Origin of the sequence: Fenollaria sporofastidiosus, assembly GCF_943169635.2 — a bacterium.
Taxonomy (GTDB): Bacteria; Bacillota; Clostridia; order Tissierellales; family Peptoniphilaceae; genus Fenollaria; species Fenollaria sporofastidiosus.
Map to the genome: position 1 here is coordinate 903173 of NZ_OW968186.1, position 21723 is coordinate 924895.

At 36.2% G+C, this 21723-nt stretch carries 22 protein-coding genes; 14 read left to right on the top strand and 8 right to left on the bottom strand.

Features of this window, described 5'->3' with window-relative positions:
* Window positions 1-85 precede the first annotated feature (85 nt).
* The 4 genes from KO172_RS04370 to KO172_RS04385 all read left to right on the top strand — a co-directional run bounded on the left by KO172_RS04370 (window position 86) and on the right by KO172_RS04385 (window position 3267).
* The gene (locus tag KO172_RS04370; protein WP_215492304.1) at window positions 86-979 is read left to right on the top strand and encodes an ABC transporter ATP-binding protein; all 894 of its coding nucleotides are present in this window, start codon (window positions 86-88) and stop codon (window positions 977-979) included.
* Window position 980: 1 nt separating this feature from the next.
* On the top strand, window positions 981-1733 hold the full coding sequence (locus tag KO172_RS04375; protein ID WP_251320117.1) for an ABC-2 transporter permease family protein: 753 nt from the start codon (window positions 981-983) through the stop codon (window positions 1731-1733).
* A gap of 8 nt (window positions 1734-1741) precedes the next feature.
* A complete protein-coding gene (locus KO172_RS04380) occupies window positions 1742-2446 on the top strand; it encodes an ABC transporter permease (RefSeq protein WP_215492306.1) in 705 nt (234 codons plus the stop codon).
* An 80-nt stretch (window positions 2447-2526) separates the two neighbouring features.
* Complete coding sequence (locus tag KO172_RS04385) at window positions 2527-3267, top strand: alpha/beta fold hydrolase (protein ID WP_215492307.1); 741 nt, start codon at window positions 2527-2529, stop codon at window positions 3265-3267.
* A 60-nt stretch (window positions 3268-3327) separates the two neighbouring features.
* Here the strand turns inward: KO172_RS04385 and KO172_RS04390 are convergent, their stop codons facing one another.
* Complete coding sequence (locus tag KO172_RS04390; RefSeq protein WP_215492308.1) at window positions 3328-4275, bottom strand: helix-turn-helix domain-containing protein; 948 nt, start codon at window positions 4273-4275, stop codon at window positions 3328-3330.
* Between the two features lie 228 nt (window positions 4276-4503).
* Window positions 4504-5646 carry an AI-2E family transporter gene (locus KO172_RS04395; RefSeq protein WP_215492309.1) on the bottom strand — a complete coding sequence of 381 codons (1143 nt, stop codon included), beginning with the start codon at window positions 5644-5646 and terminating at the stop codon, window positions 4504-4506.
* A 455-nt stretch (window positions 5647-6101) separates the two neighbouring features.
* On the opposite strand from KO172_RS04395, the gene KO172_RS04400 reads away from it, so the two are divergent.
* The 6 genes from KO172_RS04400 to KO172_RS04425 all read left to right on the top strand — a co-directional run bounded on the left by KO172_RS04400 (window position 6102) and on the right by KO172_RS04425 (window position 13094).
* Window positions 6102-6740 (top strand): TetR/AcrR family transcriptional regulator, encoded by a 639-nt coding sequence (locus KO172_RS04400; protein ID WP_215492310.1) that lies wholly within the window; start codon window positions 6102-6104, stop codon window positions 6738-6740.
* 63 nt (window positions 6741-6803) lie between these two features.
* Window positions 6804-8555, top strand: coding sequence for an ABC transporter ATP-binding protein (locus KO172_RS04405; protein ID WP_215492311.1), 1752 nt, complete (start codon window positions 6804-6806; stop codon window positions 8553-8555).
* Window positions 8556-10280 carry an ABC transporter ATP-binding protein gene (locus KO172_RS04410; protein ID WP_215492312.1) on the top strand — a complete coding sequence of 575 codons (1725 nt, stop codon included), beginning with the start codon at window positions 8556-8558 and terminating at the stop codon, window positions 10278-10280.
* Window positions 10281-10288: 8 nt separating this feature from the next.
* Complete coding sequence (locus KO172_RS04415) at window positions 10289-11797, top strand: ABC transporter ATP-binding protein (RefSeq protein ID WP_215492313.1); 1509 nt, start codon at window positions 10289-10291, stop codon at window positions 11795-11797.
* Complete coding sequence (locus tag KO172_RS04420; RefSeq protein ID WP_070599250.1) at window positions 11794-12495, top strand: energy-coupling factor transporter transmembrane component T family protein; 702 nt, start codon at window positions 11794-11796, stop codon at window positions 12493-12495. The genes KO172_RS04415 and KO172_RS04420 overlap by 4 nt, the downstream gene beginning before the upstream one ends.
* Before the next feature lie 17 nt (window positions 12496-12512).
* Window positions 12513-13094 (top strand): MptD family putative ECF transporter S component, encoded by a 582-nt coding sequence (locus KO172_RS04425; RefSeq protein WP_215492314.1) that lies wholly within the window; start codon window positions 12513-12515, stop codon window positions 13092-13094.
* A gap of 301 nt (window positions 13095-13395) precedes the next feature.
* Here KO172_RS04425 and dinB read toward each other — a convergent pair whose 3' ends face one another.
* The gene (gene dinB / locus KO172_RS04430; RefSeq protein WP_251320118.1) at window positions 13396-14637 is read right to left on the bottom strand and encodes a DNA polymerase IV; all 1242 of its coding nucleotides are present in this window, start codon (window positions 14635-14637) and stop codon (window positions 13396-13398) included.
* Window positions 14638-15038: 401 nt separating this feature from the next.
* Between dinB and KO172_RS04435 the strand changes: the two genes are divergently transcribed.
* From KO172_RS04435 to truA, 4 genes are read left to right on the top strand one after another with little or no spacing between them, the layout of a single operon-like run.
* Window positions 15039-15854 (top strand): energy-coupling factor transporter ATPase, encoded by an 816-nt coding sequence (locus KO172_RS04435; RefSeq protein WP_251320119.1) that lies wholly within the window; start codon window positions 15039-15041, stop codon window positions 15852-15854.
* Window positions 15851-16711 (top strand): energy-coupling factor transporter ATPase, encoded by an 861-nt coding sequence (locus KO172_RS04440; protein ID WP_215492316.1) that lies wholly within the window; start codon window positions 15851-15853, stop codon window positions 16709-16711. The genes KO172_RS04435 and KO172_RS04440 overlap by 4 nt, the downstream gene beginning before the upstream one ends.
* Window positions 16704-17516 carry an energy-coupling factor transporter transmembrane component T family protein gene (locus KO172_RS04445; RefSeq protein ID WP_215492317.1) on the top strand — a complete coding sequence of 271 codons (813 nt, stop codon included), beginning with the start codon at window positions 16704-16706 and terminating at the stop codon, window positions 17514-17516. The genes KO172_RS04440 and KO172_RS04445 overlap by 8 nt, the downstream gene beginning before the upstream one ends.
* Window positions 17513-18247: a tRNA pseudouridine(38-40) synthase TruA gene (gene truA / locus KO172_RS04450; RefSeq protein ID WP_215492318.1), complete on the top strand. Its 735-nt coding sequence runs from the start codon at window positions 17513-17515 to the stop codon at window positions 18245-18247. Before KO172_RS04445 ends, truA begins: the two co-directional genes overlap by 4 nt.
* 143 nt (window positions 18248-18390) lie before the next feature.
* On the opposite strand, the gene KO172_RS04455 is transcribed toward truA, so the two are convergent.
* Genes KO172_RS04455 through KO172_RS04475 form a run of 5 tightly spaced genes read right to left on the bottom strand, consistent with a single transcriptional unit; the run spans window position 18391 to window position 21721 of the window.
* Window positions 18391-19275 carry a YitT family protein gene (locus tag KO172_RS04455; RefSeq protein WP_215492319.1) on the bottom strand — a complete coding sequence of 295 codons (885 nt, stop codon included), beginning with the start codon at window positions 19273-19275 and terminating at the stop codon, window positions 18391-18393.
* A complete protein-coding gene (locus KO172_RS04460; RefSeq protein ID WP_215492320.1) occupies window positions 19272-19970 on the bottom strand; it encodes a gamma-glutamyl-gamma-aminobutyrate hydrolase family protein in 699 nt (232 codons plus the stop codon). The genes KO172_RS04455 and KO172_RS04460 overlap by 4 nt, the downstream gene beginning before the upstream one ends.
* Entirely contained in the window at window positions 19967-20629 is a 663-nt protein-coding gene (locus KO172_RS04465) for a uracil-DNA glycosylase (RefSeq protein ID WP_215492321.1), read from the bottom strand. Before KO172_RS04465 ends, KO172_RS04460 begins: the two co-directional genes overlap by 4 nt.
* Window positions 20619-20999, bottom strand: coding sequence for a metallopeptidase family protein (locus KO172_RS04470; protein ID WP_215492322.1), 381 nt, complete (start codon window positions 20997-20999; stop codon window positions 20619-20621). The genes KO172_RS04465 and KO172_RS04470 overlap by 11 nt, the downstream gene beginning before the upstream one ends.
* Window positions 20996-21721, bottom strand: a complete 726-nt coding sequence (locus tag KO172_RS04475) for an MTAP family purine nucleoside phosphorylase (RefSeq protein WP_215492323.1) — start codon at window positions 21719-21721, stop codon at window positions 20996-20998. The genes KO172_RS04470 and KO172_RS04475 overlap by 4 nt, the downstream gene beginning before the upstream one ends.
* Window positions 21722-21723: the final 2 nt, after the last annotated feature.

The window sequence follows — 21723 nt, forward strand, 5'->3', positions numbered from 1 at the left end:
TTATTTGAATTTGTTATCTAAAAGTGAGCTTGTGTAAACTTTATATTTATCTTTGAGTGTTATTATGATCTTAGGAGGAATGATTATGAAAAAAATACTTGAAGTAAAAAATTTAAAAAAATCTTACAACAAAAAATTGGTCTTAGACATTGACTCTTTAGAAATCGAAGAAGGTTCTATCTATGGACTTATTGGTAAAAATGGTGCAGGTAAGTCAACTCTTATGAAGATAGTGCTTGGTCTTGTAAAAAAAGATGAGGGCACAGTTAAAGTCTTCGATCAAGAGGTAGAGGCCAAAAATCAAAAGGATATTAACAAAAACCTTGGTGCCCTTATTGAAAACCCATCCTTTTACGAGCACTTAAGTGGTTACGAGAACCTTGAGATAGTCGCAAGTCTAAAAGGTATTAAAAAAGACAGCATTACTAAGACTTTAGATCTTGTAGGACTTAACAATGTAGGTAAGAAGAAGGCTAGGAACTACTCCTTAGGTATGAAGCAAAGACTTGGTATAGCCATGGCACTTATGGGCAGCCCTAAACTATTGATATTAGATGAGCCAATCAACGGTTTAGACCCTCAAGGGATTGAGGAGATGAGAAATTTGTTTAAAAACATCGTGAAGAACACTTCTACTAGCATTCTTATTTCTTCACACATACTTGATGAGATAGAAAAAATTTCTACTCACATAGGCATACTTAAAGAAGGCAAATTGACTTACAACGGAAGTTTAGATGAATACAGAAGACTTCATCCACCATATATATCAATGATTACATCTGACAATAATAAAGCTTTAGAACTTTTAGATCTTGATATAAATTGCATAAGTGATAAGAAGATAATTTTAGGTAAAAAATCTAACCAAGAAATTGCAGACATAGTTAATTTTTTAGCAGAAAAAGTAGATATATACAGGATAGAGGAAGAAAAAGAAAGTCTAGAAAAGCTATTTATTGAAGAAAGCAGGTCTTAAGATGAAAAACTTAGAGAGGAAAAAATATAAAAGACTTGGAACAAATTTCTTAATAATAGTAGTGTTCATCGCTCAAATGCTGATGGTAGCAGGTGTTAGTCACTCGAAATCGTTCGCGGAAGGGGCATATCCACTTGCCTACATCCTAGACACGTATTTATTCATATCGCTACTGATTAACCCAATACTGATCTCGTCTCTTGTTAAAAAAGTTATAGAGATTGAAGAAAAAAATAATATGTGGAAGATTCAAATTATGCTTGGAGAGAAAGTTAACCACATACTTATAAATAAATTTAAAAATTTATCGTTAAAATTAATTATACTGCAAGCACTTGAAGCTCTATTCTTTATCTTACTCGCAAGAAAATCAGCAAATTTCAGTATGAGTAGCGAAATGCTCTTAAGATTTGTTCTAGTTAACTTATCAGCTCTGATAATAAATTTATTTTTCTTGGGATTTTTTATGATAGTGGAGATGAAGACAAAAAAAGTCTACACTTTATCGTTTATTTCAATAATAGGTGGACTTACAGGTATCATCACCATGCTAACATCTAAAGCACTGTCATTTATCAACCCCTTTGCATGGATGGCAAGCCTTTTAAATGTTTCTTATGTGCTAGAAAATGAAAAGTTTATTCAAGTTCTAAACCCAATAAATTTCTACACATTAATCATTGCTTTTGCATTTTTAGTGCTTATGATAATTTATATAAAGACAATGAAATCATATAATTTATGGAAGGACTAGGAGGAAAAATGTTAAAATTAGAATTAAAAAAGATAAAATTTATAAACATATTGCTAGTAAGCCTCATAATACCCTTATTAGCCAACGCTTTTGGACTTATAAACTACATGGGTAACAAGGCTTCACTAACGCACGAGTGGCAAAGTCTGTGGGCACAAGTAAGTTTATTCTACTTTTCGTTCTTCTATATACCTTTAATTGCAATCGTCGTAGCAAGCTTGTGGTCAGTAGAGCACAAGGCAGGACTTAAATTTATAAGACTAAGTCCAAAGAAGAACATATCCTTTGTATTAGCAAAGATGCTTTTAGCTTTCATTATAGTAAGTCTATGCCAAATATATTTCTTCTTGCTTTTTTATTTAGGAGGAAAATTTATAGCAAATTTTGCGAGTATAAACTTTAGCATATATATTTACTATATAGCGATGAGCATACTTTTATCACTTCCAATCATAGCAATCTTCAGTGCACTTGCCATAAGGATCAAATCCTTCGGCATCATAGTTCTTCTCTCTAGTATATTTACAATACTAGGCTTGGGAACTGCGTATAGGGCACTCAAAATAGTTGGACTAAGCTTTTTGGCAATCGAGTCAAACAACTTAAGGTTTATAAATGCTCATGATTTAAGCTTATTAGTAGTCTTTGCAGCTGCGGAGATCTTGATATCCTTGTATCTATCTAAGAAAATTTTAAAATACGAAAATAAATAATATCAAGGGGCACAATCATATAAATTGATATGTGCCTTCTTTTTTATTTGTGCTATAATATAGTCAAGAAAGGAGTCAGTATGAACTACATTACTTACGGCGATAAAAACAATAAGTCCTTAGTCTTTATTCACGGTCTTGCATCGACTGCGAAGCTATGCTTTGGAGCACTTTTGCCATATTTAAGTGATTATTACGTTGTTTTATGTGAGCTTGACTGTCATTATGATGAAAGTGACAAAGATATCTTCTCCATGAAGGAGTGCATAGAGAGAATCGAAGATTATATTGTGAAAAATTTATCTGGCGAAGTTTATGGTCTGTGCGGCTTTTCGATGGGAGCGACCATGGCTGTAGATCTTATTACAAGGGGCAAAATAAGGGCTCAAAGGCTTATACTTGATGCCGCCATCACTATAGAGATGGGTCTTATGGCAAAGCCGTTCGCCTATGCATTTGCTATAGGTACTGATAGGATCAAAAAGGGAAAGTTCATACCAAAGTTTATGCTTGACTACTTTATGGGCAAGGGCAACGACAGCGTGAGTGAAATGATGTATGCAAATATCACTAAGAAGACTATATTAGACGCATGCAAGAGTCTGTATCACTACCAAGTATCAGATGAGCTTAAAAATTACACTAAGCCTGTTTTGTTTTTAAGGGGTAGTGAAGAGGCGGTGCCGAAGAAGAGTGAGGAGGTCCTAGCGCAATACTTACCACAGATGGAGAGTATGATCATAGAAGGCAAGGGACATGGCCAATTCTTGCACGAAGAGCCACAAGAGTATGCAAAGAAATTATTAGACTTTCTTAAGTAAGACAAGTTAATCTATATATAAAGAAATGCACCTCATATGAAGTGCATTTTTCATTATTATTTAATTTTTGATTTTCATAAGTTGCGATGGAAGGCAGCCTTTGTATCTCTTATAAAGCGTTGTGAACCTACTTTGTGATGAGTAGCCAACAGACTTTGCTATGGACTTAGCGTCAAGGTCGGTTGTTAGTATTAGGTTCTCCGCTACATTCATCCTTTTTCTTTGTGTGAACTCAGTTATACTCATGCCGTACTTCTTCTTAAAAGTGTACTTAAGCTTGGTTGGGCTCATCATGGCGATCTTTGAAAGAAGCTCCTCCTTAAAGTTCATAGAGAAGTGATCCTCTATATACTTTGCTACGTTAGTGATGGATCTGTCATCATCTGGTGCTAGCTTTACATCTCCTTTTTCATCAGCTAAGGCACTAAGCGAGATGGCTATCCATTCCTTAGCTTTTTCTTCGAAGAATACTTTTGCGCTATCTTCGTCAAGCTTGCACTTAAGTATCTCCGTCGCTATCTTTTCAATCTTTTTAGCTACCATTCCCTTAGTCTCTACAAAGGTGGAAGGGATTTTTGTTTTATTAAGATTATTCGTCTTATAAAAATCATCATCAAGGAAGCCCTCTTTAATCTTTAAGCTCACAGCACTATATCTAGAGTTCTTGTGCAAGACATACTTAGACACAGGCCTTGACCTATCCATTATATATATAGTTCTTGGCTCAACCACTTGATAAGGGTAGAAAGTTTCGCCCGAGGCAGATATGATGAAAGTCGACGATATACAGTAGTGCATTGAGACATCAGGTGCGTCCTTATATACGATGTCATCAAGCATCTTCAAATCATGAATATCAAAGATAAAGTCATCACTTTCGTAGAACCAGTAGTAGCCCTTAATATTTTCTTTGTTTATTAGATATGTTTCGCCAAGCCTTGGGAATTGTTTAGGACTTTCGATTTTTTCACTGACATAGGATTGGATTAAGTTTTTAAAAGTATTCATAGCTTCATCTCCACTATCACAATTAGACAATATATCAGAATGATATATGCGTGTAAATATATTGTAGCACAGTTTGAAGCCTTGTACAATAGATATTGATAAAAAACTTAGTAATAAGTAAGAAAAAGTTTATTTGCACTAAACTTTGTTAATATATGTCTGAATAAGATAGTAGATATATGCCCCGCATAAAAAATGCACTCCAAGTATGAAGTGCATCCTTATATATTATTTCGTTTTTATATCTATACCTTTTTTCTTAAGCTGCTTGTTCTTGTATATAGTAAGCAGTGTATATATAGTCGAGAACAGTGGTACAAAGAGTATCATACCTATGACACCGAAGAGCGCACCGCCTACAGTGATAGCGACTATGACAAACATCGGAGGTAAACCTACCTTGTTACCAACTATACGTGGGTAAGTGACGTTGCCGTCAAACTGTTGCAAGCATAACATAAAGACCACAAACATCAAAGCCTTAAATGGCGATTGAAGTAGTATTAGAAGTGCGCCAGTTATGACACCGATGTAGGCTCCTAGTATTGGCACCAAGGCACCAAGACCTACGATGATGGATATCGCAGGAGCAAATGGGAACTTAAATATCAGCATGCCAACAAAGCACATTGAACCAAGAGCAAGAGCCTCAATGAATTGTCCTGTGAAGAAGTTGTAGAAGTTGTCAAAAACTATCTCCCCAAATCTAACAAACTTATCAGCCAAGCTTTCAGAGAAGGCAGAGTATAGTAGCTCCTTCGTCTTTCTAGATAAGTCTTCCTTAGATAGCAGCGCATATATTGCAAAGGTGAAGCCCATAAACACAGCAAATAAAGTGTTTAATACCGAGCCGACCCTTTTAACAACAGTGTTGAATAGGTCCGCGTTTGCATTTTTAAAGTAGTTCATAAGAGCTCTCTGTGCACTGTCGATGTTGAGCTTAGAGAAGAATTCGCGGATGTTCTCTTCGTACTCCTTAAGTATAGGCAGCTTAACAAGTTGATCTTCAAACTCAGGAAGCTTTTCTGCAACACTAATAAGGGACTCTTGCACACGAGGCGCAACGATGTAGCCAAGTAGGAACATAACGCCGATGAGTATGCATATAGTTAGGAGCATGGATATACCGCGTTTGAAACCAATTTTCTTTGGTCTCCACTTGCCAAAAATTTTCTCCTCAAACAGTTTAAGCGGTATATTAAGTATGAAGGCAGCAAAGCCACCTGCCAAGAACGGCGTGATGATGCTTAAGAAGAAGTTTAAGTGCGACCACAAAGACTTCAAATTCGAAAGCGCCACATACAAAATGACACCGAATGCAACTATCTTTAAATAAAAGAACAACGATTTTTTACTGTATTTCTCGTCCATAAATAAGCCCCCTTCTTAATTTAATTATACAATAGACAAAAATTTTATTCAACATAAAAGTAAAATTTACATAAATTTTACAAGAACTTAAGCGTAAAAACACATGATATGACTTATAATATACTTGTAGAAATTTTTAAATCAATAAAAGGAGTGTGTTCAATGAGATTAATGTCACTAGCATTTTCACTTATTAAGTATCCGAATATTTATAAGAATGCGGATAAAATACACTTCAAAAAACCTCCAAATTAATATTTAAGCAGAAAGATAGGCTCGTTGAGAGTCTATCTTTTTTACTCATTATATCATGAGCAGTAAATATGAACTTTTTTAATTTGTGGTGTGTTGCACTTGTTATTATAAATTATCTTGACAAAAAAAATGAAAAGTGATAATATAATTATCAAAGATAATCTAATTATCAAAACTTGAAAAATGAGAGGAGAAAATACATGTCATATTGCTCTGATATAACGAAAAATAGAATTTTAGAATGCGCGAAAGAGGAGTTTTTAGATAAGGGCTTTGAGAAAGCACAGGTAGCTGAAATTGCTAAATTGGCAAATGTAACTACAGGAGCGATTTATCGTCATTTCAAAAACAAGGAAGCATTATTTTTTGCTCTAATTGAAGAGGAATATAATTATACGCTAGCTATTGTTTCTGATGTTGAAAAAAGGAGTGAACATAAAACTATTCAAATAGAATCTGATTCAGTCGATGATGAAGCGATTATAGAAAATTTATTTCTGGAAACAATGCTATTTGTTGATTATATGTATGCACATTTTGATAACTTTAAGCTGATCTTTGCATGTAGCAAAGGGTCTAAAGTGGAAAACTTTATTGAGGATATTACTGAAAGATATACAGCTAAAAACATGAAGCTTATTCATTTTAATGCTAAACAAGAGCAAATCAACACAGAAATTAAAGAGTTTGAAGTTCATGTTATTACAAAAGGATATATCACATCCTTATGCGAGTGCGTTCTTCACGATATACCACATGATAATGTTAGTGAATATATTAGAAGCATTGTTGTTTTTCAATATTATGGTTGGCAAGGTTTAATGAAGAAATACAATTAATAATTTTTAGCCTTGAGGTTAGCGAACGCTAACTTAATTGTCGAATGAAGGGAGGCTTTATTCTTGGAAAATAAAAATAAAAGTGCTATTTCAGAGTTATTTAAATATGCTGGTAGCGAGAAAATACAATTATACAAATCAATTTTGTTAGCGATCATAGGGGAAGTATTTGGAATGATTCCCTTTTTAGCCATAGCTAAAATGATAGAAAAAATTTATCAGTCAGATCTGTCATTTCAAACAGTGCTTTCTATAACTCTTGTAGCTTTAGGTGGACAAATTTTAAAAGGCATTTTCACTTTGTATTCAACAATGACTTCACACAAAGCAACATTTCACATTTTGAAAAATATAAGAAGCTTAGTTGCAGAAAAAATGTTAAGAGTACCTATGGGGGTAATGATAGATACTCCCATAGGCAAATTTAAGAATTTAATTGTAGATATAGTATCGAAGTTAGAGGATTCAATGGCACATTTTATGCCGGAGATAACATCGAGTATAGTATCTCCTGTTTTATTTTTAGTTTTAATTTTTGTTTTGGACTATAGGATGGGCTTGGCTTCGTTACTTACAATTCCTTTGGGAATGCTTGGATATATAGGGATGATGAAAGATTATGAGTCTAGAAGCAAAACTTATACTACAGCTCAAAATAATATGAATAGCACATTGGTTGAATATGTTAATGGCATTGAGGTTATAAAAGCTTTTAATCATAGTACATCTTCATATGAAAAATTTACGAGTGCAATTCAATTTTTCCATGATAGTACCCTTGCTTGGTGGAAACAAAGCTGGTTATGGTCAGCATTTGTTCAAGCGGTTATGCCGTCAACACTTTTAGGCACTTTGCCAGTTGGTGCATATTTATATATGAATTCTCAAATATCTCTATCAAATTTCATTGTGTGTATTATCTTACCTATCGGCTTTATTGCGCATTTAATGAAAATCGGAAAGTATTCGGAGCAATTCAGTATGGTTAAGGCGAGTTTAGATGTGATAGATGAATTTTTATCGAAAGATGAACTTAAAAGACCAACAGAGAGAGTAGTTCTTGATAATACGCTGTATCGTTTTGAAAATGTTTCGTTTGCTTATGATAAAGAACTTGTATTAAAGAATATCAGTTTTGAATTAAAACCAAATACAGTAACGGCACTGGTTGGCAGCTCAGGATCCGGAAAATCAACTATAGCAAAGTTAATGGCTGGCTTTTGGGATCCAACAGCAGGTAAGATAATTTATGGCGGTAAAAAAATTTCTGAAATTCCATTTGAACAGCTAACAAGTGAGATAAGCTATGTTGCTCAAGATAATTTTTTATTTAATACAAGCATAAAAGAAAATATTAAAATGGGAAATCCAAATGCAAGTGATGATGAAATCATTGAAGCTGCAAAAGCAGCATCTTGCCACAATTTCATTATGGAACTTGAAGATGGATATGACACAAAAGTCGGTGATGCAGGAGGTTCTTTGTCTGGTGGAGAAAGGCAAAGAATTACGATTGCAAGAGCCATGTTAAAACAAGCTAAAGTCATTATTTTAGATGAAGCAACGGCTTTTGCAGACCCTGAGAATGAGTATTTGATTCAAAGTGCAATCAACAATCTTATTAAAGGAAAGACTCTTATCGTGGTCGCTCACAGACTATCTACTATTAGAAATGCTGATACAATCCTTGTTATGAAAGATGGGGAAATTGTAGAGAATGGAACTCATGATAATCTTGTAAAAAAAGATGGAGTATATGCTTCCTTGTGGAAAAATTATGTGGGCGGATTAGATGATGAAAAGGAGGCGATTTAAATGATTACGATTGTAAAACGAATATTAAAAACATCAGGGAAATATCGAAAAAATGTAATCCTTGGTCTTATATTTAGTGGATTAAAATCATTTTTTGTTTCTTTGATGTTGTTGGCGGTTTTATTGATTATGATTAATCTTGAACAGATGAATATGACTATTATTATGCAGGCAACAGCGATTATAGTTGTGAGTATATTCGGCAGATTCATATTTCAGTATCTTTGCGATAGAAAACTTAGTGCTTCAGGCTATGAGATTTTTAAGGATAAAAGAATTGAAATAGGCGAAAAATTAAAGAAAGCTCCGATGGGATATTTTTCAGAAAAAAACTTAGGGACAATTCAAGCTGTTTTAACGACAACTATTTCCGACTTAGAAGCTATGGCAATGCTTGCGATGAACTTTATTGTTGGTGGATTTTTTCAAGCTCTAACTATGACAATCATGTTATTAATCTTTTGTTTTCCAGTAGGGATGGTGTCTTTAATTGCGATAATCCTTGGGATAGTTGTTCTTAAATTAATCACAAAGAAAACTGAAAAATATTCTCCTATTATGCAAGATTCGCAGGAAATATTAGTTACAGAAGCAATTGAATATATCAGAGGAATTTCAGTGCTTCGTTCATTTAAGAAAGGGACTGATGGAAAAAATAAAGTTGAAAAAGCTTTTATGAGGAAATGCGAAGTTGATATAGAGGTCAATGAAGGTTCAGCTTATTTAATGAAATTATATGAAATGATTTTCAAGGTAGCAAGTTGTGCCTTAGTGCTTGTTGCTACGGTTTTATATATGAATTCACAAATTCCACTTTCATATGCACTGATGTTTATAGTATCTGCCTTTCTGATTTTTTTGGAATTGGAGTTGGTCAGCGATGGAGCTTTTTTAAGCAGAATGCTCGCAACGCAGCTTAACCGATTGGAATATATTTCGGACATACCTTCACTTGATGATGGTGGAAAAGAGATTGATTTGGATTCCTATGATATTGAATTGAAAGATGTTTGTTTCGGCTATGGAGAAAGGGAGATTTTGAACAATATAAACTTGCAAATAAAGTCTAATAGCAGTTTGGCTATCGTGGGTGCTTCAGGTTCAGGGAAAACAACGCTATGTAATCTGATAGCAAGATTTTGGGATGTCAAGGAGGGTGAAGTTCTTATTGGTGGACATAATGTTAAGGATTTTACTTCGGAAAGCTTATTAAAAAATATCAGTATGGTATTTCAAAAGGTTTATTTATTTAATGATACGATTGAAAATAATATAAAATTTGGAAATCCTAATGCTACACATGATGAGGTGGTTAAGGCTTGTAAGAAAGCTTGTTGCCACGATTTTATAACAAGCCTTAGTGACGGATACAACACTGTTGTTGGAGAAGGCGGAACAACATTATCCGGTGGAGAAAAACAGAGAATTTCAATTGCACGAGCAATTCTTAAGGATGCTCCAATTATTATTCTTGATGAAGCAACTTCAAGTGTAGATCCTGAAAACGAGCATATACTAATTAGTGCAATTAATGAGTTAACAAAAAATAAAACTCTCATTAGCATTGCACATAGATTATCTACGGTAAGAGAAGCAGATCAAATTATTGTTATTGACAAAGGGGAAATTGTACAACAAGGGAATCATAAGGAACTAATTAGTCAAGATGGAGTATATAAACATTTCATTGAAATTAAAAAACAATCTATTGGCTGGCAAATATAGGTGATGAAATGGAAAATGTAGTTATTGATTTTGAGAATGTGAGCTTCAGCTATGGGACACAAAAAGAAGGGTGTCTAAAGAATATAAATCTTAAAATTCAAGAAGGGGAATTTGTATTGCTTACCGGACAATCTGGTTCGGGAAAAACAACTGTTACAAGATTGATAAATGGCTTGATTCCTCATTTCTTTGAAGGAATTTTGACTGGAAGCGTGAAAGTAATAGGAGATGATATAAGGACTGTTACTCCCGGAGAAATGGGTAAAAATATTGCTTCTATATTTCAAAATCCACGAAGTCAATTTTTTACGACGAATAGTACCAATGAAGTGGCATTTGCTCTTGAGAATTATGGAGTAGATAGAGATGAAATGATAGATAGAGTAAATTGTTCGTTTCACGATTTTGAAGCTGAAAATCTTATGGATAGGGATATGTTTTCTTTATCTAGTGGTGAAAAACAGAAGATAGCGATTATAGCTGCAAAAACCTTGAGTCCTAAGATTTATGTTTTCGATGAGCCATCTGCAAATTTAGATATTCCTTCGATTCTTAAATTGAAGGAAATAATGGAAAGCTTAAAGAAACAAGGACATACAGTGATTGTTTCAGAGCATAGATTGTTCTACTTAAAAAATTTGGTAGATAAATGCTTGATAATGAAAGATGGAGAAATTGATAGGCAACTAAATCACGATGATATTGAAAATTTGGATGAAACGGATCTTCAAACATATAAACTTAGAACATTTAATTTGAGCAATATCAAGTATGGCTTAAAGAACAATGCACCTATTAGTAAGCAACAATCAGACTTTAAGGTGGAGAATTTATCATTTTCGTATAATGCAAATAATTCGATTTTAAATAATTGTAATTTAGAAGGAAATTTTGGTGAAACAGTAGCTATAGTTGGACACAATGGAAATGGCAAAACGACATTAGGAAAAATAATGTCGGGTTTACTAAAAGCAAAAAGTGGACAATTTTACATTGATGGTAAATTTGTAAAGCAAAAAGAATTATACAAAAATGTATATTTTGTGATGCAGGATGCAGATTATCAACTTTACTCTGATTCTGTCGTTTCCGAACTGATGCTTAGTTCTATGAATAGTATTAAGCAAAATGATGAAAAAATAGAAAATGCCATGACTTTATTGAATATTTCATCATTCAGAAATAGACATCCGCAAAGTTTATCAGGAGGGCAAAAGCAGCGAGTTACTATTGCAGCTGCTATAGCTTCAAATAAAAAAATTCTGATTTTTGATGAGCCAACCAGTGGACTTGATTATGAGAACATGAAAGGTGTATCGGAAGCAATAAATTATCTTCGCAAAAAGGGAAAACTGATTTTTGTTATTTCTCATGATTTAGAGTTTTTAAGTAAAGTAGCAAGTAAAGCAGTGTTTATAGAGAACAATACTATCATTAAAAGCATCAGCTTAAAGAGTAGTGATGATTTTGAAACGGTAAAAAAATTTTTATTACAGAATGAGAGATATGAAGAATGAATAAATCTTGCAAACAAAATGGAATAAGATATGATCCGAGGATTAAGTTGTTACAAGTTTTAATTATAGGGATTTTAGTATTTACATTGGCTGGTAAAAAGTATGAAGTTCTACTTTTTTTGTCAGTATTTGCATATGGAATGATAAGTGGAATTTACAAAACTTGTTTTAAATTCTTAGTTTTATATGTAGTGTTGTTTATGCTAGCAGAAATAAGTCCTTTATTTATTTCAACAACAATACACTACTTTATCCTTCCCTTTGCAACATTGACATTTGCGGCTATTAATATGAGTAGGACAAGTGATGTATCTGAAGTATTAGCTTCCTTGCAAAATATGAAAATCCCATACTATATCAACATTCCATTGGCTGTTATATTAAGATTTTTTCCTACCTTGAAACATGATTTTATTTGTATAAGGCAGGGAATTAAAACGAGAGGGATTGATATTTCCTTCCTTGGATTTTTAAAACATCCATTTAAAATTTATGAAATGATGTTGATTCCTATGTTAATGCGAATGTTATGTACTGCAACTGAGTTGTCGGCATCTGTTGAGACACGAGGACTTGGAGTTTCGTGCAAAAAAACTAGTTATACAGAAGTCAAATTTCGTATGCTTGATATGTTATTGCTAGTAATAATGATTGTATTTTATATAACTATCATCATTATGAAAATAAAAAATATTTAAAAATAAGGAGAATGATTATGGAAGAAAAAAAGAAATTTCAAATTAAAGATTTAATTATTACAGCACTAATGGTGTTATGCTCACAGGTTTTATACAGAGTATTAACCTTTTTGTTCGTAACGCCATATACAATGTTATTGGCTGTTCCAATATGGGCAATTATTGGAGCTATTGCTTATTTCTTAGTACCTTTTAAAACAAAAAATCCGTGGATGATTTTATTGTTCTGCATACTTACAGGAATTATAAGCTTTTATCCACCATATATAATTAGTTTGATAATCGCAGGAATTATTGCGATAGTAATTGCACAAACAAAGGGAATACAAAATTATAAAGGATTAACAATCGGTTATATAATATTTTGTATTCTTGCTGGTTTTGGTGGAATGTGTGTTCCATTTCTTTTCTATGCAGAGCAAACGATTAAATCTTATGAAAAAATGTTTGGCAGTGAATATATGGAAACTCTAACTAAACTTGTTTCCCCTATGACCTCAGTACTATTTCTTGTTGTTATAGCGATTTGTGCGTTGATTGGAGCAGTAATTTCTAAGAAACTATTGAAGAAGCATTTTGAAAAAGCAGGAATGATTTAGGATTTTTCATAGAGAAAATTGGGGGAAGGGATAATAATGAAAATGACAAGATACTTCATTACAATCAATCAAATTATTTGCCCTTCTTAAATTCAGAAATGCTTTTATATAGCAATATCTTTTAAAAAAACAGATAAATAGAAAACAATAAAACATTAGTTTTAAACTGAGAGGACTTTTTACGCCAAAGTATAGAAGTCCTCCTTTTTATTCAAGAAAAAATTTATATTTGTCTAAAAAGAAGAAGCCTTTGAATCTTCTCGCAAAAGAATCCGCAAGTTAATCTTGCGGATTCTTTATTTCATATCATATTCTTAAAGCCACTTGGCAAGGTCACAACGCTTGGCTTCTCAGGCATCTTATTGTTAAGCTCGAGTCCCAAGTAGCCTATCTTGTCATCTCCAAACTTCTCTCTGATCTCATTGAAGACTTTTTCAAGTCTATCGTCCTTGACAATTTTCTTAGGGGCGAATAGACTCAGCTGCTCGGTGTTTGTGTTCCTTGTAAGGTTTATCGCGGATATGCATAGGCTCCTTATGCCTTCTTTGAAGTCGTAGCGCGACCTGAAGAGCTCCATCGCCATATCGTTTATTCTAAGTGCGCTTATGCTTGTCTGTGTAAAGACCTTTTGGAAACTAAGCGTCTCAAGCTTTCTGTCTCTTATCGATATCCTTACTCCGCCTGCTTTGAGATTCTCTTCGACCAATTTTTTGCTCACATCAATTGCGAGTTCTTCGAATATTTTTTTAACCTCATCGTAGGAGTGTAGGTCTGCCTTAGTGGTTACACCTCTGGATATGGACTTAATCTCGTCGCGGTGGTAGTAGTCACAAACTGCACTTGTGTCGTAGCCGTTAGCGTACTGCCATAGATATAGTCCTCTTATGCCAAGCTTTCTTCTTAAAAAGCTCACATCTGCCTTTGCAAGCTCGCCTAGGGTGTTTATGTCCATATACATAAGCTTCTTCTTAGTCTTAGAGCCTATGCCAATGATTTTATCTGTAGCTAGCGGCCAAACTATGCTCTTAAAGTCATCTTTAGCTATGAGTGTTACGGCATCTGGCTTCTTAAGGTCGCTTCCAAGCTTTGCGAATATCTTGTTAAAGCTCACTCCAATGCTTACGGTGATGCCGAGCTCCTTTTTGATGCGCTCTTTGATTTTGTAAGCAATCTCTTCGCCGCTTCCAAATAGTGTCTTGGAGCCTGTTACGTCGAGCCAGCACTCATCAAGGCCGAAGGGTTCGACTTGATTAGTGTAGCTGTAGTAAATTTGGTGTGCGCGCCTCGAGAATTTTAGGTACTCATCGTAGTGTGGCCTTACTGCAACTAGATTAGGGCACTTCATCTTCGCCTCATATAAGCTATCTCCCGTCTTCACACCAAAGGCCTTTGCTTCGTAGCTCTTTGCGAGAACCACGGAGTGTCTATCTTCTACCGAGCCACAAACTACGAGCCTCTTTCCAATGAGTGAGGGGTCGAGCCTTCTCTCTATGGATGCGTAGCAGTTGTTCATGTCGGAGTGTAGTATCGTTCTTGTCATCATCTCACCTGTCTTTCATCTACTTAAATCAATACTTATTATTACTTGAATGACTAAGACAATTATAGACCATTATTTCTGGAATGTCAATACTACTTTTGACTTATATTGTATACCATTAGACATATAAACTGAAATTACAAGCCAAATAAAGAAACTAAGTGTGCTAACGACATATATAGTAGAAGGAGTATGACCATATACCTCATCATGTATATAGTCATACACAGAGGATTATATAAGAGGCGAGGTATATAGTTGGAAGCTTACTACTATATGAGAGGCGTGGTATATAGTGGGAGGCTTACTACTATATGAGAGGCGAGGTACATAAAGGGCAATTCTTAGCTTAAACATCTTGTAAAATCGTGTGGAATATGGTATTATTAAATTTAGGTGATAGCATGATTAAATTTGATAATGTAAGCTTTGCTTACGATCGCAATGAAAAAGATAATAAGGCTTTGGACTCTGTCAGCTTTGAGATAAAGAAGGGCGAGTTCGTATCCATACTTGGTATGAACGGCAGCGGCAAGTCAACCATAGCGAAGATTATGGACGGCATCTTGCTTCCAACTGAAGGCGACGCAACTGTCATGGGTATGAATACGAAAAGCGAAGCGAACCTTCTTGAGATAAGACAGAACTTAGGTCTTGTTTTTCAAAACCCTGACAATCAAATCATAGCGACTATAGTCGAAGAGGATGTTGCCTTTGGTCCTGAGAACTTAGGACTACCGACTCCTGAGATTAGAAAGAGGGTCGACGATGCTTTAGAGATAGTTTCGATGACGGAGTATAAGAAGCACGCACCGAACTTATTAAGTGGTGGACAAAAACAAAGACTTGCCATCGCAGGTATACTTGCTATCAACCCAAACATCATTGTCTTTGATGAACCGACTGCCATGCTAGATCCAGTTGGCAGAAAGGAAGTCATGGACACTATCATTAAATTAAACAGAGAATATGAAAAGACTATCATACTAATCACGCACTTTATGAGTGAGGCTGTCTTGTCTGATAGGCTTATGGTTATGCATGAGGGAAGGCTTGTGTGGGACGACACTCCTAGAAGGATATTCTCCGACGTCAAGAGAGTGCACTCGCTTGGCCTGGATGTGCCTCAAGTAACGGAGCTAAGTAATCTACTCAAGGAAGACGGCTTTAATGTGAGTGGTGACGAGCTTAGCATAGATGAATTGGTGGCAAAACTATGATTGAAATACAAAATTTATCATTTATATACAATAAGAACACACCATTCGAGGTGAAGGCGCTTGACGATATCTCACTTACTATCAAGGACCACAGCTTTATAGGTATCATTGGTCACACAGGCTCTGGTAAGTCAACATTTATGCAGCAGCTCAATGGCCTACTTAGACCTACATCTGGAACTATCATCATAGACGGTGTTGATATAACTCAAAAGGAAATCAAGTTAAACAAACTACGCGAGAGCGTGGGCATGGTCTTTCAATATCCAGAGTACCAACTCTTTGAAGAGACTGTTGCAAAGGATGTTGCCTTCGGACCTAAGAACCTTGGACTAAGTGATGAAGAAGTGGCGATACGTGTCAAGGATGCGATTGAGGATGTTAAGCTTGATTACGAATGGATCAAGGACAGGTCGCCATTTGAGCTATCGGGTGGACAAAAAAGGCGTGTTGCTATAGCGGGCATACTTGCTATGAGGCCTAAGGTGCTTATACTTGACGAGCCAACAGCAGGTCTTGATCCGCGTGCTAGAGAAGAAATACTTAATGAAATCTACGATATATACAAGAAGTCTAAGATTACAGTAGTTTTAGTTTCGCACTCCATGGAGGATGTCTTTACTTATGCAAACGAGATAGTTGTCTTAAGCAAAGGAAGGCTTATCATGCACAAGACTACTGACGAAGCAGTTAAAGAGAGGGAACTACTGAAGAAGTACGACGTTGGTGTACCTGAGATAACAGAATTTATGTTTACTTTGCAGGAGAAGTATCCAGGACTTAATCCATATGTCAAGACTGTCGAAGAAGCTAGAAAGCACATAGAAGAGTATTTTGAGGTGAAGAAAAATGTTTAATAACATATCAATCGGACAATACTTTCCTACAGACAGCTTTGTTCACAGACTAGATCCAAGAGTCAAGCTGATCTTCGTCTTCGCTTTTATGATAGCGATATTCTTCGTTGATTCATACAGCATACTAGCTCTTGTTGGCTTATCGATAATCATGCTTATAGTCTTGAGCAAGGTGCCACTAAAGATTATATTTAAAGGACTAAAGCCTATGCGCGTAATCGTCATCATGACACTTGTTTTTAACTTATTCTTTACGCCAGGCAGACAAATATTTCCAAATATTAAGTGGCCATCAATGTCTTACGAAGGACTTAACACAGGACTTTTCATGTCGTTTAGACTTTTATTGCTACTACTTGGCTCATCGCTACTAACACTTACGACATCGCCTATCAGATTAACTGATGGATTAGAGTCACTTATGAGTCCACTTAAGGTTTTCAAAGTGCCTACACATGAACTTGCTATGATGATGACTATAGCACTAAGGTTCATACCGACACTTGCTGAGGAGGCAAGCAAGATCAAGATGGCGCAAGAGTCGAGAGGTGCAAGCTTTGATGGCAAGAACCTAATCGAGACAGCAAAGAAGATGCTGCCGCTTATGATACCACTTTTCCTAAACGCGCTTAAGAGAGCGGACGAGCTAGCAGTTGCGATGGATGCAAGATGTTACAGCGGAGGAGAGCACAGAGGCAAGCTAAACCCACTTATCTATACTAATGTAGATAGATTAGCTATACTAGTAATACTTGTTTACTTTGCGTTTATAATATCGACAAAGTATCTATTTAATTTCATATGAAGAACATAAAATTACTTATAGATTTCGACGGAACAAATTACTCAGGCTTTCAAGCACAAGAGAATGCACACACAGTTGAGGACGAACTCAACTCATCCATAAGCAAGGCTTTGGGTGAAGAGATAAAAGTTATTGGCTGCTCAAGAACCGACAAGGGAGTCAGTGCTAGAGGCTTCGTCTTGAATTTTAAAACTGAGTCAGTCTGTCCGGTCGATAAGATGATATATCCAATAAACGACAAACTCCCTGAGGACATAAGAGTACTTAGTTCAGAAGAGGTAGCTGATGATTTTCACGCGCGCTTCTCATCGAAGGGCAAGTACTATAGATACACCTTGGAGCATAGAAAGTTTGCAAGAGCTACGGATAGGCACTTTGCATACAACTTTCCTTATAAGCTTGATACGTCTTTGATGCGCAAGGCAGCTATGTATATGGTAGGCGAGAAGGACTACAGAGCCTTCATGGCAATAGGCAGCCCAGTCGATACTACAGTCAGAACCATACACTCTGTAGACATCATTGAAGACGGTGACTTCGTCTACATAGACGTAAAGGGCAAGAGCTTTCTTTACAATATGGTAAGGATCATGGCAGGCACGCTAGTCTTTGTAGGCACAGGCATCTTGGATATAGATGAGATGGCTAGAGCCATAGATGAGGGTGACAGGAGAGGACTTGCACCAACCTTGCCAGCGAAGGGACTAGTCTTAGAAGAAGTTTATTATTAATATATATCTCTTGGCTTGAGCTGAGAGATATTTTTATGCCTAAAGCCCCGCGAATCGTCTAAAATATGGATGGAATTAGGGGTATCTTACGCAAAAAAACCCAGTTCATATGAACTGGGTTTTATTATATATAAGCTTTCTTATTAAAAATTGTCTGCGCCTTTAAAGCCTCTACCTCTTACTTCGTTTGTGTCTTGTATAGTGATGAAGGCGTTTCTATCGATGGAGTTTGTTATCTTCTTAACATCAACTATCTCCCTAGGACTTACTAGCATAAATATAATCTTGAGGTCCTTCTTTGACCATGCGCCATATGAGTCAATGATGGTAGCGCCGCGCTCAAGTCTGTTCATAAGTTCAAAGGAAAGCTTCTCGTATTCCTTAGAGATGATGAGCACACTCTTTGTTGCGTCGAAGCCTGTTTGCACTTTGTCAAGCACTTGGTAGGCAACGAACATCGATAAGACTGTGTATAGTCCCTTCAAGACGCCGAACTTAATGCTGGCTAAGCTTATGATGATACCGTTCATCGCCATAAGCGCGCTGCCTATGTTAATGTTGTAGCGCTTCTTGCACACTGCGGCAACTATGTCAAGGCCGCCTTGGCAAGCGCCGTGTCTAAATAGTACGCCCATGCCTATACCATTAAGCACGCCACCAAAGATGGCACTGATTAGTATGTCATCAAAGGTATTAAGCTTTTGCATTGGTCTAAACAGTACCATAGTAGCGGATAAGACGAAGGTAGTTATGAAAGCGTAAACTAGGAACTTCTTGTCAAGCTCTTTGAGTCCGAACAAAAATATCGGTAGGTTTATTAAGAAGAGCATGATACCTGCTGGTAGTCCAGTAAGTAGTTCTATGATGATTGAGATACCACCAACGCCGCCTGCAAGTAGTTTGTTTGGTATGAAGAAAAAGTTTATTGCAAAACTAGATAGCAAGCAGCCTATGACGATGGCTGTTAGTGTAGTAACGATTTCTGCGTTGTCACCAAAGTATTCATATCTGTCAAATTTCTTTTTCATTGTAATTTTATAAACTCCTTAAATATATTTATTGCTTCTCCTATGTTATTCACAGCCATAGCCTCTGGATGAAACTGCACTAGATATATATTTCTACTAGCATCCTCCATCGCTTCAACTATACCGTCGGAAGACTTTGCAGTTACCTTGAAACCTTCCGCTATATCCTTAACGGCTTGATGATGCTCTGTATTAACAAGCATCTTCTTAAGGCCTGTTGCCTTGTGTAAAAAGCTATGCTCTTTGATTGTGATGTAGTGTGCACCACTGCCAATAGTATCGAAGTTTACGTGTTCAAGCTTAGCTACATTTGCTTTGTATATGTCTTGGTATAGCGTTCCCCCTAAGTATGCGTTTATAAGCTGCATACCTCTGCATATACCAAGTATTGGCTTCTTCGCCTTGATTGCTTCATCTACAAGCTTTATGTCGAAGGCATCCCTCTCATTCGATATACCAAGTATACCTTTTTGCAATTCTTCGCCATAGACAAGTGGGTTCACGTCGTGTCCGCCAGTTAGTATGACAGCATCAGCAATATCTACGAGCTCCGTTACACCAATAAGGCCAGTGTATGGAGCAATGAAAGGTATTGCACCCGCCATGCGCACAGCTTCAGCGTAGTTTCTATTGATTTGTACATAATGCCTCTCACCATCTGAGTATGGCTGAGAGCTTATCAAAATTTTCTTCATTGTATTCTCCAATCTATCTCTTTAATATTGTGTGCTTTTAAGTAGGCATTCGTCTTTGAGAATGGTCTTGATCCGAAGAAGCCTCTATATGCCGACAGTGGCGACGGATGAGCAGATGTGATTACAAGGTTCTTCTTTGTGTCAATGTACTTCATCTTGCTCCTTGCATAAGCGCCCCACAGTATATAGACAACGTTTTCTTTCTTCTTGCTTAAGGTCTCTATGATCTTGTCGGTAAATATTTGCCAGCCTATGTCCTTATGTGAGTTTGCATAGCCTTTGCGCACAGTTAGTGTTGAGTTAAGTAGCAATACTCCTTGCTTAGCCCAAGCGTCTAGCCTGCCTGTCCTATTAACAATGCCGAGGTCGTCGTAGAGCTCCTTGTATATATTTCTTAAAGATGGTGGCAAGAGAACGCCATCATTAACAGAGAAGGCAAGACCATTGGCCTGATTTACTTCATGGTAGGGGTCTTGACCTAAGATAAAGACCTTAGTATCCTTCAAAGGTGATAGCTCAAGCGCCTTAAATATCTCGTAGTACTTAGGGTATATAGTGTGCTCTTTGTACTCTATGCGCAGTGCGTCACGCATCTTGATGAAGTAGTCCTTAGTGTATTCACTTTGTAAAAATTCTTCCCAATCGCTATTAATGATCATGTCTTTTCATTTCCTTATATCTTGCAAGCTCAATCTCATCTTCTACTTCAAGGTCTCTAAAGTTTGCGAGGCCTTCCATATGATGAGTGAACTCATGTTTTAAAACGTGGTATATCATGTCCCTAATTATCTCTTCGGAACAATCTCCATACATCTTCATAAATGATCCGTAGTGGATGTATATAGCCTTGCCCATGGCAGATTTTTCATACTGACCTAAGATGAAGAGGTCATCATCGATTGCCTCGGGCGATATTTTTAAATCCTCTGAGACAACAACACCTAAGTTTAGATCTCTAAAGAAGACCTCAGGTAGTCTTTCGCAAGCCTGATCAACCCACTCAGTGAAGGTATCAATGTCCGGCATCATAGGAACTTCGCTCCATCATTAAAGTCTAGACCAGCTTTGAATATTTCAAGAACAAGATTAGCTGCCTTAAGAGCAATACCCTCTTGTTCATTAGTGATTTCAACGTGCTTATCAGTAACGCCTGTGCCGTAGTTACCAACAACGTTTAGTGAAGCATACTTAATGCCTAGCTCGTTCATTAGTATAACTTCAGGTGAGCCAGTCATGCCAACGACGTCACCACCTATGGACTTGTAAAATTTATTTTCAATCTTAGTCTCAAATTTTGGCCCTTCAGTAGTAACAAGGACACCACTAGTAAGTTTGCTATCGTATTTTTCTTCAAATAATCTATTCATCTCAAGTGAGTATGGCTCGTCCATCGATATAAACTTCACGCCCTTATCAAGTCCAGTGAAGAAAGTGTAGTCTCTCTTCTTAGTAAAGTCTAAGAAGTCAATCGCCATGACTATACTAAGGGGTTCTATGTCCTCTCTAAGTGAGCCAACTGAGTTGATGGCGTAGGCATACTCCACACCTAAGTCCTTCATCGCCTTGACATTGCATCTGTAGTTTATAAAGGTAGGTGGTACAGAGTAGTTTAGTCCATGTCTTGGCACGAAGATGGTATCTTCATTAAGAACATTGTACTCGCAAATGCCATATTCATTTTCTATCCTTTTTGTTTCGATGCTCTTCATAGTCTTAAGAGCCGTTCCACCAATTATTGCGTATTTAAACATAT